Annotated in this window: 12 protein-coding genes; 4 read left to right on the forward strand and 8 right to left on the reverse strand. The window is 44.6% G+C overall.

The window, feature by feature from the left end; genetic code table 11:
* Nucleotides 1–17 precede the first annotated feature (17 nt).
* Both L5M51_RS09680 and L5M51_RS09685 read left to right on the forward strand, forming a co-directional pair.
* Nucleotides 18–725 carry a TatD family nuclease-associated radical SAM protein gene (locus tag L5M51_RS09680; RefSeq protein ID WP_263172500.1) on the forward strand — a complete coding sequence of 236 codons (708 nt, stop codon included), beginning with the start codon at nucleotides 18–20 and terminating at the stop codon, nucleotides 723–725.
* 190 nt (nucleotides 726–915) lie between these two features.
* Nucleotides 916–3,153 carry a PAS domain-containing protein gene (locus L5M51_RS09685; protein WP_263139476.1) on the forward strand — a complete coding sequence of 746 codons (2,238 nt, stop codon included), beginning with the start codon at nucleotides 916–918 and terminating at the stop codon, nucleotides 3,151–3,153.
* Here L5M51_RS09685 and L5M51_RS09690 read toward each other — a convergent pair.
* The 3 genes from L5M51_RS09690 to L5M51_RS09700 form a co-directional block, all read right to left on the reverse strand.
* A complete protein-coding gene (locus tag L5M51_RS09690; RefSeq protein ID WP_028761621.1) occupies nucleotides 3,134–4,537 on the reverse strand; it encodes a hypothetical protein in 1,404 nt (467 codons plus the stop codon). The genes L5M51_RS09685 and L5M51_RS09690 overlap by 20 nt on opposite strands.
* 95 nt (nucleotides 4,538–4,632) lie before the next feature.
* The gene (locus L5M51_RS09695) at nucleotides 4,633–5,187 is read right to left on the reverse strand and encodes a hypothetical protein (RefSeq protein ID WP_113939813.1); all 555 of its coding nucleotides are present in this window, start codon (nucleotides 5,185–5,187) and stop codon (nucleotides 4,633–4,635) included.
* Entirely contained in the window at nucleotides 5,180–5,929 is a 750-nt protein-coding gene (locus tag L5M51_RS09700; RefSeq protein WP_105250092.1) for a transcriptional regulator, read from the reverse strand. The genes L5M51_RS09695 and L5M51_RS09700 overlap by 8 nt, the downstream gene beginning before the upstream one ends.
* Nucleotides 5,930–6,358: 429 nt before the next feature.
* Here L5M51_RS09700 and L5M51_RS09705 point away from each other — a divergent pair, with 429 nt between their 5' ends.
* Entirely contained in the window at nucleotides 6,359–7,180 is an 822-nt protein-coding gene (locus L5M51_RS09705; protein WP_168824862.1) for a cytochrome C, read from the forward strand.
* Nucleotides 7,181–7,190: 10 nt separating this feature from the next.
* Nucleotides 7,191–7,709 carry a hypothetical protein gene (locus L5M51_RS09710; protein WP_105250094.1) on the forward strand — a complete coding sequence of 173 codons (519 nt, stop codon included), beginning with the start codon at nucleotides 7,191–7,193 and terminating at the stop codon, nucleotides 7,707–7,709.
* A 193-nt stretch (nucleotides 7,710–7,902) separates the two neighbouring features.
* On the opposite strand, the gene nhaD is transcribed toward L5M51_RS09710, so the two are convergent.
* The 5 genes from nhaD to epd form a co-directional block, all read right to left on the reverse strand.
* A complete protein-coding gene (nhaD, locus tag L5M51_RS09715; protein ID WP_173246601.1) occupies nucleotides 7,903–9,372 on the reverse strand; it encodes a sodium:proton antiporter NhaD in 1,470 nt (489 codons plus the stop codon).
* 231 nt (nucleotides 9,373–9,603) lie between these two features.
* Nucleotides 9,604–10,341, reverse strand: coding sequence for a YdiY family protein (locus L5M51_RS09720; protein WP_263172503.1), 738 nt, complete (start codon nucleotides 10,339–10,341; stop codon nucleotides 9,604–9,606).
* Between the two features lie 205 nt (nucleotides 10,342–10,546).
* Complete coding sequence (gene fba, locus L5M51_RS09725; protein WP_028761627.1) at nucleotides 10,547–11,614, reverse strand: class II fructose-bisphosphate aldolase; 1,068 nt, start codon at nucleotides 11,612–11,614, stop codon at nucleotides 10,547–10,549.
* A gap of 222 nt (nucleotides 11,615–11,836) precedes the next feature.
* Nucleotides 11,837–13,012, reverse strand: coding sequence for a phosphoglycerate kinase (locus L5M51_RS09730; RefSeq protein ID WP_263172504.1), 1,176 nt, complete (start codon nucleotides 13,010–13,012; stop codon nucleotides 11,837–11,839).
* Nucleotides 13,013–13,146: 134 nt separating this feature from the next.
* On the reverse strand, nucleotides 13,147–14,163 hold the full coding sequence (gene epd / locus L5M51_RS09735) for an erythrose-4-phosphate dehydrogenase (RefSeq protein ID WP_105250098.1): 1,017 nt from the start codon (nucleotides 14,161–14,163) through the stop codon (nucleotides 13,147–13,149).
* Nucleotides 14,164–14,212: the final 49 nt, after the last annotated feature.

A 14,212-nucleotide genomic window follows, 5' to 3' on the forward strand; every position in this document is an offset into this window, starting at 1 on the left:
GAATGAAACCCATCATTATGTCTGAGCATCTGCACAAGCAAAATATTGATAAACCACAAGTTGTCACCACAGAAACCCTAGCGAACGGTCTCATAACAGATGAAGTTTGCACAAATGAAACCTGTGCGACTGAAACGCTTGTCTATGATATTCGTCGCAGTCGCTACCTTAATATTACGGGTCGCTGCACCCTGCGCTGCGCGTTTTGTCCAAAACATAATGGCAGTAAACAGATCCACGAATATCAACTGGCACTGTGTCACCAACCTAAGCCCGAAGAAATTATTCCACTGCTTGGCGATGTTAAAGACTTCGAAGAATATGTGTTTTGTGGCTATGGCGAACCGACCTTAAATCTTCCAACCTTGCTGGCGGTGGCGAAAGAAATTAAGCAAAGAGGCGGACGAGTACGTATTAATACCGATGGTTTAGGTAATTTAGTCCATAGGCGCAATATTTTGCCGGAACTAGCCAATTGCGTTGATAGTTTATCCATTTCCCTTAATGCGGATAATGAAGCCGCCTATATGGAACATTGTCGCCCCAAACTCGCCGGTTCTTATGCCGCCGTACATGCTTTCATCGCATTAGCGCCACACTATATTGAAACGGTACAAGTTTCGGCCATCGAAGGATTAGCGGGTGTTGATATCGACATCTGTCGTGAACAAGTTGAGTCCTACGGCTGCGAATTCAAGCATCGCATATTAGGCGCCTTAGGCTAAACGGCATTCTAATACAGCCAAAATCGACTGAAATACCCAAGCAGATAACACTGTCGATTACCTGAGTGGTACATGTGTGAATCGTCTTAACTTTTACTCAAGAAATCTTGCTGAGTAACTTGGCACTGTCGTAACAATTCTTTCGTGTTAACATAGCGAAATTAACAGTTCACCCACTCATAATCGGTTCATGCTGAAGAATAACCCAAGCACGTATCCCCTTGCGCCACTGCTCTCTTTAACTCAAGGGATCTATTGGTCGCATCAACGCTTACTCGCTATTGCAAGCCAGCTTTCTATGCTGGTGATTGGCATGATTATTTTAACTCACTTAATCATTACGTTAGGTGAACGACGCCTGCAAGAAGAGTGGGCAACGCAAAGATACAGTGAACTGCAAACCATAGGCTCATTGATCGCAGATAAAGTGTCTTTTCAGCAATTTCGAACCCAAATTTTCGCCAATGGGGAACTGCTAAAACAATACTTAAGCAATCCTACCGCAAAGCAACAACTTAAATTGCAGGAAAACTGGCAAGATCTAGTAAAACATATTCCTGAGTTACTCGGCATTGCACTGTACGATCCCCAAGGTAACTATAAATTCTCAACTCCCCCTAATTTCAATAAAGATGCCTTACCACCGACCTTACTTGGAGCGAGTCGGAGCATGGGTGGCAAGGAGGTCTATACCTCGCCACTGGAATTTGTTCCGATAGACGGCATGCTTGAACCTTATATGTATCAAATGGCGTGGCTCGAGAAGCCCGATCAGAGTTCTATCGGTTATCTGGTGACGTACAACTCTATGGTAAAAATGCTGGAGGCCATAAAACCAGCCTTTTCGAGCAATAAATCCCCTATGTTAGTGCTGGATACTCAGGGATTACTCTATGCTGGCGCGAGCGATCTCGCCCCTCTAAGCAATATGCCAGAGACCTTAGGAGCAAGTTTAAGACAGAGCTATCCGGCCCTGTGGCGCGATATGTCCATGAGCAACTTTGGACAATTCCACGGTGAAGAAGCCACTTTTGTTTACCTTAAAATCGAACTCACAGCCCAACCTGAGACTCACAGAGAATATTTTTTACTCTCCTATGTGCGCAACTCAGACATAGCAGCTCGTTTCTCACAATGGCAAAACATTGTCATTGTGGCATCGTTAATATTAACGGTTTTAGCCGCTTGGGTTGTACTACTCAGCCACATGTATCGCTTACAACAGCGTTCACGCCAATACAGTATTGATGTTGCTAATGGCTTATTTAATAGTGACATCGGTTTTATGATGGTCAACGAAAATGCCAGAGTCATCAGCGCCAATACTAAAGCGGCACAAGCGACCTTAGTACCATTAGATGAACTGACAGACCGAAGCCTACAACGTACCTTATGCCTCGATGATAAAACCTACACGGAGTTAATGGAGCAGGTACATAAAACCGGTCAATGGTCTGGTGAAATCAGTCTAGAGAGTATCGATGGCCCCACGCTGCGGGTTCATATCCGCCAAGCACCAAGGGCGAGCCGAGGCTCACCACATCTATTAATCACCCTTGAGGACATCAGTGAGTTAATCAGCAGCAAACAAAATGCTTTTCTCAGTGAGCTTTTATGCGATAACACAGTCGCGACAGCCCTCACAGATGCTAACGGTAAACTGATTAAAATCAATCCTGTATTCGATGCGCTAATGCAACTCAATGGCGATCTAAATCAAGATTTAGCGTCATTACTCGCGAATGATTTAGGCAATCAATGGCAGAGGATCAGCGCCCAAATTGCCATGCAAGGTCAGTGGCAAGGGCAAATTCTATGCTCACCTAAACAGGCGCATTCCAATTGTTTGCAAGCCACCTTGAAGGGCCATGTGGCCGCCGATGGTGAGATTGATTATATCGTCTGTACTTTAGAGCAAGCCGCCGAGCGTGGTCGAGGCACAGAGAAGCGTAACCTTGTGCCCCATCGCAGTACTATTCTGCTGAATTTGGCAGATTTAGAACGTTACTTTAACTCTCTGCCGCCACCAAGCCGTCTCAGTTCAAGCTTACTGTTAATGGATATCAATCCAGAGGGCATGCTAAGCCACATGAGTGATATCGACCAACTGGCAAATCGTCAGCAAGAAATAGAAGTGCAATTATTGCTTGAAATTCCAGCTAATTATCAAATTCTGCATTGGCAGCTAGGGAAGCTCATTGTGATGTTACCTGACACAGACGCCACCCATGCGCACAACTTTGCCCTCAATATGATGGAAAAGCTCAATGGTAATGGCTTAGGGGAAGGTATTAGTATTGGTATTGCGGGTTATCAAGAAGGCCAGACATTAGAGCAATATTTGAATAATGCCGAAGTCGCCCTAAAACGGGCGAAGCAAAATAACGATCAGAATATCGGTCAAGCCTTTACTCGTCATCAATCGTAGATTCGGGTGCATTAACTGAGTCAGGCAACTGACTCTGGGTAATTTCTATGATTGCCGAGCGGTTCATGGTGATTTTATAGCGAATATACTGCGGAGCTTCGCGCCCATCACGCAACACTAAAATCAGGTTGACTTGATAGCGCCGCTCAACCGATTCATAACTAATTTTGCCTTCAACTTCCTTATAAATCTTCGCTTTACCCCGTTCTAAATAACGGGCGAAAGGCACTAAGCTAAAGCTCACTTGCTCTTGAATAGTCGAATATCCCGCTTGGAATTCACTCTGATTCACCTTAGTGGCGATTTTATAGTGCAGAATTTCCGCATCGACCTTATTTTGGCTATGTCTGTGCTTTAGAATGTCACTGACTTTTTCGGGTAGATCTTGCTGACGCATAAACTCAAGCCATACCAACTGCTTAGCGATAACCGCCTGACTCGTAGTATCCCGTAAAATGCGGCTCCAACGTGGTCGACCCCGCTGAATAAATCGCCACATGGCATTGCGCACATCGTCCTTAAAGATTTCCCTGAAACCGTAGATCACGGCCAAGGTCAGCACTAGCGCAATAGTAAAACCACTAAAGGCGCCCTGCGCTTGAATTATCAACGCAGACACCACCAACATCACTAACGCGGTCGCCAGTCCTGTCGTAAACTTTTTAAGGCCAATCCCTAAAGGCTTTAACTCTTCTTTGAGTACCACACCTTGTTGGATTAAACGGCGCAACAACAACATCTTGTTAGAGATACGGTTAGGATCTTGCTTAGTTTGCGCTGAGTTGTACTTATGCTCATCACGATAGGCACATTCATTACGGCAGAGTGTGAGTACCCGCTCTAAAATATCGTTGAAATCACTGGTACGAGTGGCATAAGCGAGCACTTTGAGTAACTGCTGCTCACAAAACCAAGACAAGTAGTTATCAGCATTTTCAAAGTAAGATTTCCATTTGGGATCACCCGGTTCGTTACGACGGAACTTTTTCAGCAACTGGGCAATTTGTTCGCGTAATTCGTCGAGGGCAAAATAAAAATGGGTTACATCTGTGATTTGATTGAGTTCTTTAACATCGTTTTCAACCGCAACCGCAAACTGATAGGCGAAGAGATTTAGGTACAACCTGAACTCTTCAACAGTACGTCGATTTAAACTGGCAAAACGCCCCTGCACCAGAGGTAAGTGCAAGCCTTCTGAATAGTATGAGCGACGTCCAACTATTGAGCTGTAGTAGTATTCTTCTTCATTGAGCGTGCGCGAGCCTATGCCCATTTCCTTAGGTAAAAAGAAATAGAGATCAAGCTGACGATTATCGCCCTTTTCCATCTGATGGCTGAACTTAATCGACAGGGATTCTTCTTGCTTTACACGTATCTTAGACACAACACCCTTTTCATGAATCCCTCACTGGAGACTCACCACAGTAATCACAAATCAATGAGCACTAATCTTAACTGAAATAAACTCAAATTCACTGATTAAATTCGACTATTTACGATTCTGCATCCACAAATGGTATTGCTAGGCTGAAAAAGGACCACGGCATAATCTTTGGTGTCATCCATATCTAACACCTCGATACTGAGATTGTGCATTTCTGAATCATTAAAATGTAAGCTGCTGATATAGGATAGATATTTCATATGTTCTGGCCAATTTTTTTGCTTTTCAATTTCAGATTCCGTTTTCGTTTTAACGGTAACTTTATAGGTCATGCTATTGGCCTCAATACTGTCGACTTTGCCTTGCATTAAAATATTGCCCGCACTCGTACCGTCAATATTAAAGTAACGATAATTGATCTGCGTATTGTCAGCGGCAATCAAAACATCCACGAGTAGGTAAAATTTACCGTCACTGCTAACACTCGAGCTGCCGCTAGGATTGGCACTAGAATGGCGGTCGAATAATTCAGAGCTGCAATTTAAAATCATCGTCTGATTGGTAGCCGACTGTTTGTATATCACACCGCAGGCCATAATCAATGCCGACAAGATAACAATATTAATCGTCCACTTTAGCCATTTAGCCACAGATGTTAACCTCCTGCAGCCAAGCAGCATCGATGAAGGTTTTCGGTCGAGTGAAATCACTGATTTTAATATTACGGATCACTGACTGACCGAGTTTTTCGCCTCGAAAAGTAATATTAAGCACTTGTTTATCATGGGACAAAGAAGCATAAACATCAGCCCAATCACTTTGACCGCAGGCGATTAATCCTGCACTTAAGCGCTCACCTAATTCGAAGAGTAAAGTGTTATTAGTATTGGAATCAGCAAATAAGTGTAATCGTACTTGCTGGCCTGAAGCCAAAGGTAATATTGAGGTCATAAGTGCTTGGGTTGGCTTGCTGTGATCCGTATGATTCAAATAAAACACCGAAAACGCTAACATAAACCCGAATAACACTAAGGCACTCCACAAAGGCACTGTGTGCAATCTGAGGTAATTAACACCTCTAAACTCAGTCCCATTAGATGGTTGGAGTAAATAACCTTGGCCTTTCACGGTTTCAATCAAGCCCTCATATTGAGGTCCAAGAAAGCTGCGAAGCATAAAAACAGCACGGGCCACAGAGGTATCAGTTAGCGGCGGATGCTTTCCATCCCCCGTCTTCAGCATGTGCTTAGAAACCAACTTACCTTGATGCTCAACAAGCAAATTAAGTACTTGTAACTCGGCTCGAGGAAGATGCCAAGATTCATCGCGAGACAACTCAATCAGTATGCCTCGTTCCCGATCAAACCTGCAGTCTCCCAATTGCATCAACATCCACTCAACTCCATAAAAACACAAAGTTAAGTCTATGCAAACTAACTAATGATTAATGTGATCTTGCTAACCCAAGTCAGCAAATAGTTAATTTTCGTGAGACGACCTCCAAGTTCAGCGCTATTAGGTAAAAACATGCGTTAACTCACAGGAATAAATGCCATTTAGCACATGGGAAATTCGGCATAAATTTACATAAATATAACAAATATCGGGACAATGAGCACCTTGCAATCTATTTAGCTAATTAAAATGCAGAATTTAAGTCGATTAATTCTATTGTGGTGACGCTATTTACCGCTCATGTAAAAGGCAAATATCCTCCGGCATAAATCACAATATTTATCTCAAGCATGCTTAGAATTTACGCCATCAATTTATCTTTAGCATTTGATAAATAGAAGTAATCCTACATAGAGGAAATACATAATGAGCATAAATAGACGTCAAGCATTAACCCGTATTATTGGTATTAGCACCGCTGCTGCAGGTGCAACACTCATGGGGACATCGGTTCTCGCGGCAACGAATGCCGATGGTCAATATCAATTAGCGATAGGTGAGAAACTTAAATACGTTCCACTTGATGCAATGGCAACAGCAAAACTGGCCTATGAAACGGGTGGTGGTTGTATGCACCAAGTTTTTCATGCCGTTGTGACTATGCTAGCCCAATCTAATAGTGCCGATGCAGACAAGTTCAAAACAATTCCAACGGCATTAGCCGCCTATGGTTTTGCAGGGGTAACGGGTCAAGGCACGCTCTGCGGTAATCTTAATGCAATAGGGATGTTAGTGAATATTTTAGATGACATTAATGGTCACAATAACGCCGTAATAGCCAATACCTTCCGCTACTACGAAAATACAACGCTCCCTTTATCTTCACCTGAATTTGTTACTGGTATTGGCTCGACAGCAGAAAAAACGGCTCTTGTGGGCAGTTCATCAAAAGCCAAGAGCGTGTTATGCCACTCATCTATCAGTAACTGGTCAAAGGCTTCTGGCTTACCATTCGCGAAAAAAGGTGAACGCTGTTACCGCTTATCCGCGTCTATGGCTTATTACTTAGTCGATGTATTAAATCGTGCCTATCAAGGGGAGAATATCGGCGCCCTTGTTGGTAGTAAACCAACACCAGATGCACAAGATTGCCAAACTTGTCACGGTAGTACTAGCACACTAGGCTCAGCGGCAAGTGTAAAAACAGACATGGAATGCACCACTTGCCATACAGGGCATTTCAATTAAGGAGACTGTGATGAAATACCCATTACTCACATTGACCCTCGCAACATTAATGCTCGTAGGATGTGGCAGTGACAGCAATAACACTGAGCCTGAAACGCCGCAGCCACCTCCCGTCGAAAATGCAGTAAACATTGATGAAGCAACGCAAATAAATCTCAAGCTTGAGCAATTTGACTCGAGTACAGGGACAATTCAATTTTCACTGACGGATGCGCAACAAGAGGCGATCACTGCGGCTAAAACCTATGATATTTACTATTTTGGGTTCCCCGACAAAGCCAAGGAATCCTCGAATCCGAAGGCATGGAAACACTGGCATGTTACCCAAAATTATCGTTGCCAAAGTCTTGGAGAATGCAGCGGTAAATTAACCGAAGTCACAAGCGGTCAATACCAATTTGAGATAGCAGGCTTAGATTGGGCTCAGCAGGATCCAAGTGGTTCAGTGGCACAAATTAAAGTCGCGATTCAGATCTACGGCGCAAAAGCCAATAACGAGCTGGATTTAATCCAAGTGCTACCGCAATAATCCTTCCAATGACATATCCAAACAAATAGAGGCATCCATCGGATGCCTCTATTTTATTCATTGATATTTAGACGTTATGCGATTGAATTTTGTTAGCTCGATGTTGTTCGCTAAATAATTCGCGATATTATCCGCTACAAAACGACTCACAAACGTCAATACAGCACAAAAGATGAATGAGCAGTACTTTTATTTAGAACATCGCAGCATTGAGCCACATATGTACTAAAATGCTCGCGATATAACCCAGCGCAATGACAGGTGTCCAACGCAAATGGGCACCAAAGGTGTAAATCCCCCTAGCTTGTCCCATTAACGCGACCCCTGCAGCACTGCCAATTGACAATAAACTGCCCCCAACTCCTGCGGTTAACGTTACCAGTAACCATTGGCCTAAGGCCATCTCAGGGTTCATCGTCAACACAGCAAACATCACCGGAATATTATCAACAACAGAAGACAACAGACCGATAGCCACGTTGGCATAAGTCGTATCCCAATTGGAATACAAAGCCTCAGATACTAAGCTCAAGTACCCCATAAAGCCAAGGCCACCCACACATAGCACTACACCATAAAAGAACAACAGGGTATCCCATTCAGCGCGGGAGATTCTGCTAAACACATCGAAGGGCACCACACTACCAAGCTGCTGAAGACGCTGCTCGTCCTGACGCAATTCAGCCTTTGCACGTTCGCGGGCAACAGAACGATTGAAGGTTTTACGCAGATAAAAACCAAAGAATTGTAAGAAACCTAATCCCGTCATCATACCCAATACAGGCGGCATACCTAAGAAGGAATGAGCACACACTGCCGTAGCGATTGTAAGTAAAAACAACGCAACAATTCGCTTAGCACCCGGCTTAGTATAAACATGCTCTTTTTCTGGCTCTGGCACGAAATGTGGGATAAACACACTCATAATGGCAGCGGGTAATGCAAAGTTCACTAAAGCAGGAATAAACAGATGGAAGAAATCGCTAAAGTGCACTAATCCTTTTTGCCACACCATTAAGGTCGTGATATCACCAAACGGGCTAAACGCGCCACCCGCATTAGCCGCAACAACAATGTTGATACAGGCTAGGGTGATAAACTTGCGTTGCCCTGCCCCCACTTTCATCACCACGGCACACATCAATAGCGCAGTCGTTAAATTATCTGCCACGGGTGAGATAAAGAACGCCATAAACCCCGTCAACCAAAATACGGTTCTTAGACTAAACCCACGGCCGACAAGCCAACCACGAATGGCATCAAACAAATTTCGCTCTTCCATAGCATTGATATAAGTCATCGCCACGAGTAAGAAGAGTAGAAGCTCAGCATATTCAAGCAAGTTATGTTTGAATGCCGCTTCCGACACTTCAGACATACCATTTTGTACATACACAAAACCTATCATGCCCCAGATAATCCCTGCTGCGACCAGCACAGGTTTCGACTTGCGTAAATGTAACGACTCCTCAGCCATCACCATTATGTATGCAAGTACAAACACAAAGACGGCAACATAACCCACACTCGATGCGGTTAAATTAAGCCGTTCTATCCCTTCTGTCATAGCCCATGCTGCAGGTGAGAATCCGCTCAATATTGCAACGCAGAATAGACTCCATAACGCCATTCCACTGCCTTTAAACAACCGCTGTAATTTCATTAAAGTTCATCTCTACGTAGGAAATTAGTCGAAAATTACCATAGCTTCGGCATAGTAAATGTTGATAAAACGCAACTTTCTATGCATTACCCTATAACCAAAGGCGTTTAAAACATTAATTTTTGTATAACTACAGCGATAACTAATAAAGAAACATTTAACTTAGTCTAAAAAGAGCCAATAAAAAAGCACCTCAAAGGTGCTTTTTAGTTTCTAATCAGTGTCACAGCATTAGAAGGAATATAACAAGGTCATATTGGTTTCTGTATCTGTACTTTTCTTATTATCCAACGGCTCGCTGTTGTAACGCACAATAATGGCAAACTTCATTGCTAATGCGCCGATAATATTCGCCGTTAACGAAGTTTCAGAACGGGCATCGAGCTTATCACCGTAATCGGCAACGAAACGTTGTTGGAATTTAGAGGTGTCAGTGATTTCGGTTTCAAAGTTGATCACACCGTGAGCAACGACGCTGTCATTGGTGCCATGGCCTTCGATAAGTGCTTGCTCTGTATCAAGACGCTGATAGATATAACCTGGACCGACTTCGACATCTAAAAAGGTCTTACTAGTATCATAGAATCTATAACCATAACCCGCTGCGCCAGATAGCGTGTAATCATAACCGGTGAACGGATCAACTTCATAATTACCGTTAGCAAACAAGTAGCTACGATCTGTCATCTTGTAGTTACCTTGTGCGCCCGCTAAATAGCGTTTCGCGGTAACAGAACCTGTATCCTCTTTATATAAACCTTCGAGTAAGTACTGATTCTCCCAATCGCCAAGCTCATGCTTAAGATTTAAGCGCCCTTTGAATGATGAGGTTTCAGTGTTACCTGTGGTTAAGGTCGCACCAAGCTCAGCTTCACCTGCGAATGTCTCATCGCCTTTTACAAAATCGGCCCCAGCTGTCGCCATAAAAGGTGCAGTCATTAATAGTGCTGCGGTCAGTACTTTCTTCATGTTTATCCGTTCCTGTTCCGTTAAATCCAATCCCTATAAATATCTGTTCGTCCCAGCGATGCTGAATAAGCACATATTAATAAGGGTTAGTATTTTCCCCTGAAAATCTGCGCGATATTAACATTTACGATTAAAAAATGAAAATTGCAGCTATTTTAAGTATAAAAAAACCCGCTTTAGCGGGTTTTTATCTCAGCGACAACGCTTACATATTGATCTTAGGATCTAACGCGCCAGACTGATACGCTTTATACATTGCTTGTAAAGACAATGGCTTAATCTTAGATGCTTGACCTGCACAGCCGAAAGCTTCATAGCGAACCGTACAGATATCGGCCATGGCTTCCATTGATGCTTTCAGGAATTTACGTGGATCAAATTCACTTGGGTGTTCAGCTAGGAATTTACGAACGGCACCCGTTGATGCTAAACGTAAGTCGGTATCAATGTTGACTTTACGTACACCGTGTTTGATACCTTCTACGATTTCTTCTAATGGTACGCCGTAGGTTTCTGGGATCTGACCACCATATTGATTGATGATCTTTAGCCACTCTTGTGGCACAGAAGATGACCCGTGCATCACTAAGTGAGTGTTAGGAATACGCGCATGAATTTCTTTGATGCGGTCGATACGCAGTACATCGCCCGTCGGTTTACGACTGAACTTATATGCACCATGGCTAGTACCGATAGCAATCGCGAGTGCATCAACATGGGTATCGGCAACGAAACGCGCCGCTTCTTCAGGGCTAGTCAACATTTGATCGTGACTTAAAATACCTGATGCACCAACACCATCTTCTTCGCCAGCTTGGCCAGTTTCTAAGCTGCCTAAACAGCCGATTTCACCTTCAACTGACACACCACACGCATGGGCAAATGCCACTGTACGACGGGTAACATCAACGTTGTACTCGTACGATGCAGGCGTTTTGCCGTCAGCCATCAAAGAGCCGTCCATCATGACTGATGACATGCCTAATTGGATAGAACGCTGACAAATATCAGGATCGGTACCGTGGTCTTGGTGAATACACACAGGGATATCTGGGTACTGCTCAAGAGCCGCTGCCATCAAATATTTTAAGAACTGTGGGCGAGCGTATTTACGCGCGCCAGCAGAAGCTTGCACTATCACAGGGCTGTCTGTTGCTTCAGCGGCCTGCATGATGGCACGCATCTGCTCTAAGTTGTTAACGTTAAACGCAGGCACACCGTATCCATGTTCTGCTGCGTGATCAAGTAGTTGTCGTAGGGAAATTAACGCCATTTTTTAACTCCAATAATAGGGTGATATCTATCACCGAGGTCGCTATCGTTTGGATGGATTTTTATACCCGCATTCAACTCTGTACCTTAAATAAACAACTTAAATTAAGTACCTTAGATGAATACGGGCGGTTTTTTATAATTTTTTACTTTTTATCAAAGCTTTGATGTTATCAGAGCTTATCGCGGCGTCTTATGCGCCGCGTATTTTAAAACTTAATGATTAAGCGCCGCGCTTTTCTAACATAGCCACAGCCGGTAATTCTTTACCTTCGAGGAACTCGAGGAAAGCACCGCCACCAGTCGAAATATAAGACACTTTATCGGCAATACCGTACTTATCAACCGCAGCCAAAGTGTCACCACCGCCTGCGATAGAGAACGCTTTTGAATCAGCAATCGCTTGGGCAATACGCTTAGTACCTTCACCGAATTGGTCGAATTCAAACACGCCCACAGGGCCGTTCCACACGATAGTGCCAGCAGATTCGATGATTTTAGCCAGTGCTTCAGCGCTATCTGGACCAATATCGAAAATCATTTCGCCATCAGCGACTTCGCTAACCGATTTTAACGTCGCAGTCGCAGTTGGGCTAAACTCGCCTGCCACTACTACATCGGTCGGCACAGGAATATCGGCGCCACGGCTCTTAGCATTAGCCACTAAACGCTTAGCTTCGTCGATCAAATCCGCTTCATACAACGATTTACCGACATTGTAGCCCGCCGCCGCAATGAAAGTATTGGCAATACCGCCGCCAACCACTAACTGATCAACGATACCCGAAAGACTTTCTAGCACGGTCAGCTTAGTCGACACTTTAGAGCCACCGACAATCGCCACCATAGGACGCGCAGGATTATCTAATGCCTTGCCTAAGGCATCTAATTCTTGTGCCAGTAATGGACCGGCACAGGCGATTGGGGCAAACATGCCCACGCCATGAGTCGATGCTTGGGCACGATGTGCAGTACCGAAGGCGTCCATCACATAGACATCACACAGCGCCGCCATTTTTTTCGATAAGGCTTCGTTGTTCTTACCTTCACCCACGTTGAAACGCACGTTTTCGAACACAACCACTTCACCCACGGCAACGTCAACGCCATCTAAATAGTCGGTCGCTAAACGCACAGGACAAGACAGGGCTTTTGCCAAATAATCGACCACAGGTTGCATAGAATATTCGGGATTGTATTCGCCTTCGGTCGGACGACCTAAATGCGACATCACCATCACAGCCGCACCTTTTTCAAGGGCCAACTCGATAGTCGGTAGAGAGGCGCGCAGACGTGCGTCACTGGTGACGACGCCGTTGCTGACAGGGACATTGAGATCTTCGCGGATAAGCACGCGCTTACCTTGTAGATCCAGATCTGACATATTGATAATTGCCATGGTAACGCTTCCTTTTATAATCAAAAAACAAACTGTTTCACACATAGCCGGTATGAATTGACTGCCGCTCGGCGCTCGACATCCCGTCGAATTGACATAAATTCAGTGACCCACAAGTGAATAATCTACTTTTATCAGCCTCGCTTGGCCGCAATCATCGCCAAACTCGTATCTAACATACGATTGGCAAAACCCCACTCGTTATCGCACCACAGGAGTAACTTCACCAACTGACCGGCGCTCACACGGGTCTGGGTACCATCGACAATACTGGAGCGCGGATCATGGTTGAAATCACATGAGACTAAGGGCTCATCAGTATAGCCTAAGATGCCGTTAAATCGCCCATTGGCGGCTGATTCCAGCACCTGATTGACTGTGGCAATATCGACGGTTTTTTCTAAGGTCACGGACAAATCAATGGCGGTCACGTTGATGGTGGGCACGCGCACCGAAATCGCTTCAAACTTATTTTTCATGTGCGGCAAGATCCGCTCAATACCGCGGGCAAGCTTAGTGTCGACAGGGATAATCGATTGGCCAGCGGCGCGGGTACGACGCAAATCATCATGATAAGCATCAATCACTTGCTGATCGTTCATCGCCGAATGGATAGTGGTAATGGCACCGCTTTTAACGCCAAAGTGGCGATCGAGCACATCGATCACAGGCACGATACAGTTAGTGGTGCAAGAAGCGTTGGAAACGACTGTGTGTTCGGCGCGGAGTAAATCGTGGTTCACCCCATAGACAATCGTGCCATCGACATCGGCTGAGGATGGATGACTTATCAGCACTTGTTTAGCGCCAGCATGAATATGGGCTTCGCAGCTTTGACGATCGACTAATACGCCTGTGGCTTCATAGACAATATCTATGTCCATCTCGTGCCAAGGGAGTTTTGCCGGATCGGGCTCGTGGAGGATTTTTATCGCATCGTCGCCAATCAGCATATGATCATCAACAAGCTTCACTTTATGCGCAAACCGACCGTGGGTGGTGTCGTACTGGGTCAGATGAATAATGGCTTCAGGTTTAGCTAATTCATTAATCGCGACAATCTGCATTTGCTGCCGTTTTCCAGACTCATATAAAGCTCGGAGAATAGAGCGGCCGATACGGCCATAACCATTGATAGCGACTCGGATCATTGAGGTCTCAATTTCCTCTTAATACAAAAACGGCCTGCAAACGATTGCA

Source organism: Shewanella sp. SM73, from assembly GCF_025653795.1.
Taxonomy (GTDB): domain Bacteria; phylum Pseudomonadota; class Gammaproteobacteria; order Enterobacterales; family Shewanellaceae; genus Shewanella; species Shewanella oncorhynchi.

Excerpts from the sequence above, each read along its gene's own strand:
- L5M51_RS09680 (WP_263172500.1), top strand. The coding sequence starts at position 18 with ATGTCTGAGCATCTGCACAAGCAAAATATTGATAAACCACAAGTTGTC.
- L5M51_RS09685 (WP_263139476.1), top strand. The coding sequence starts at position 916 with ATGCTGAAGAATAACCCAAGCACGTATCCCCTTGCGCCACTGCTCTCT.
- L5M51_RS09700 (WP_105250092.1), bottom strand. The coding sequence starts at position 5,929 with ATGTTGATGCAATTGGGAGACTGCAGGTTTGATCGGGAACGAGGCATA.
- L5M51_RS09705 (WP_168824862.1), top strand. The coding sequence starts at position 6,359 with ATGAGCATAAATAGACGTCAAGCATTAACCCGTATTATTGGTATTAGC.
- L5M51_RS09710 (WP_105250094.1), top strand. The coding sequence starts at position 7,191 with ATGAAATACCCATTACTCACATTGACCCTCGCAACATTAATGCTCGTA.
- nhaD (WP_173246601.1), bottom strand. The coding sequence starts at position 9,372 with ATGAAATTACAGCGGTTGTTTAAAGGCAGTGGAATGGCGTTATGGAGT.
- L5M51_RS09720 (WP_263172503.1), bottom strand. The coding sequence starts at position 10,341 with ATGAAGAAAGTACTGACCGCAGCACTATTAATGACTGCACCTTTTATG.
- fba (WP_028761627.1), bottom strand. The coding sequence starts at position 11,614 with ATGGCGTTAATTTCCCTACGACAACTACTTGATCACGCAGCAGAACAT.
- L5M51_RS09730 (WP_263172504.1), bottom strand. The coding sequence starts at position 13,012 with ATGGCAATTATCAATATGTCAGATCTGGATCTACAAGGTAAGCGCGTG.
- epd (WP_105250098.1), bottom strand. The coding sequence starts at position 14,163 with ATGATCCGAGTCGCTATCAATGGTTATGGCCGTATCGGCCGCTCTATT.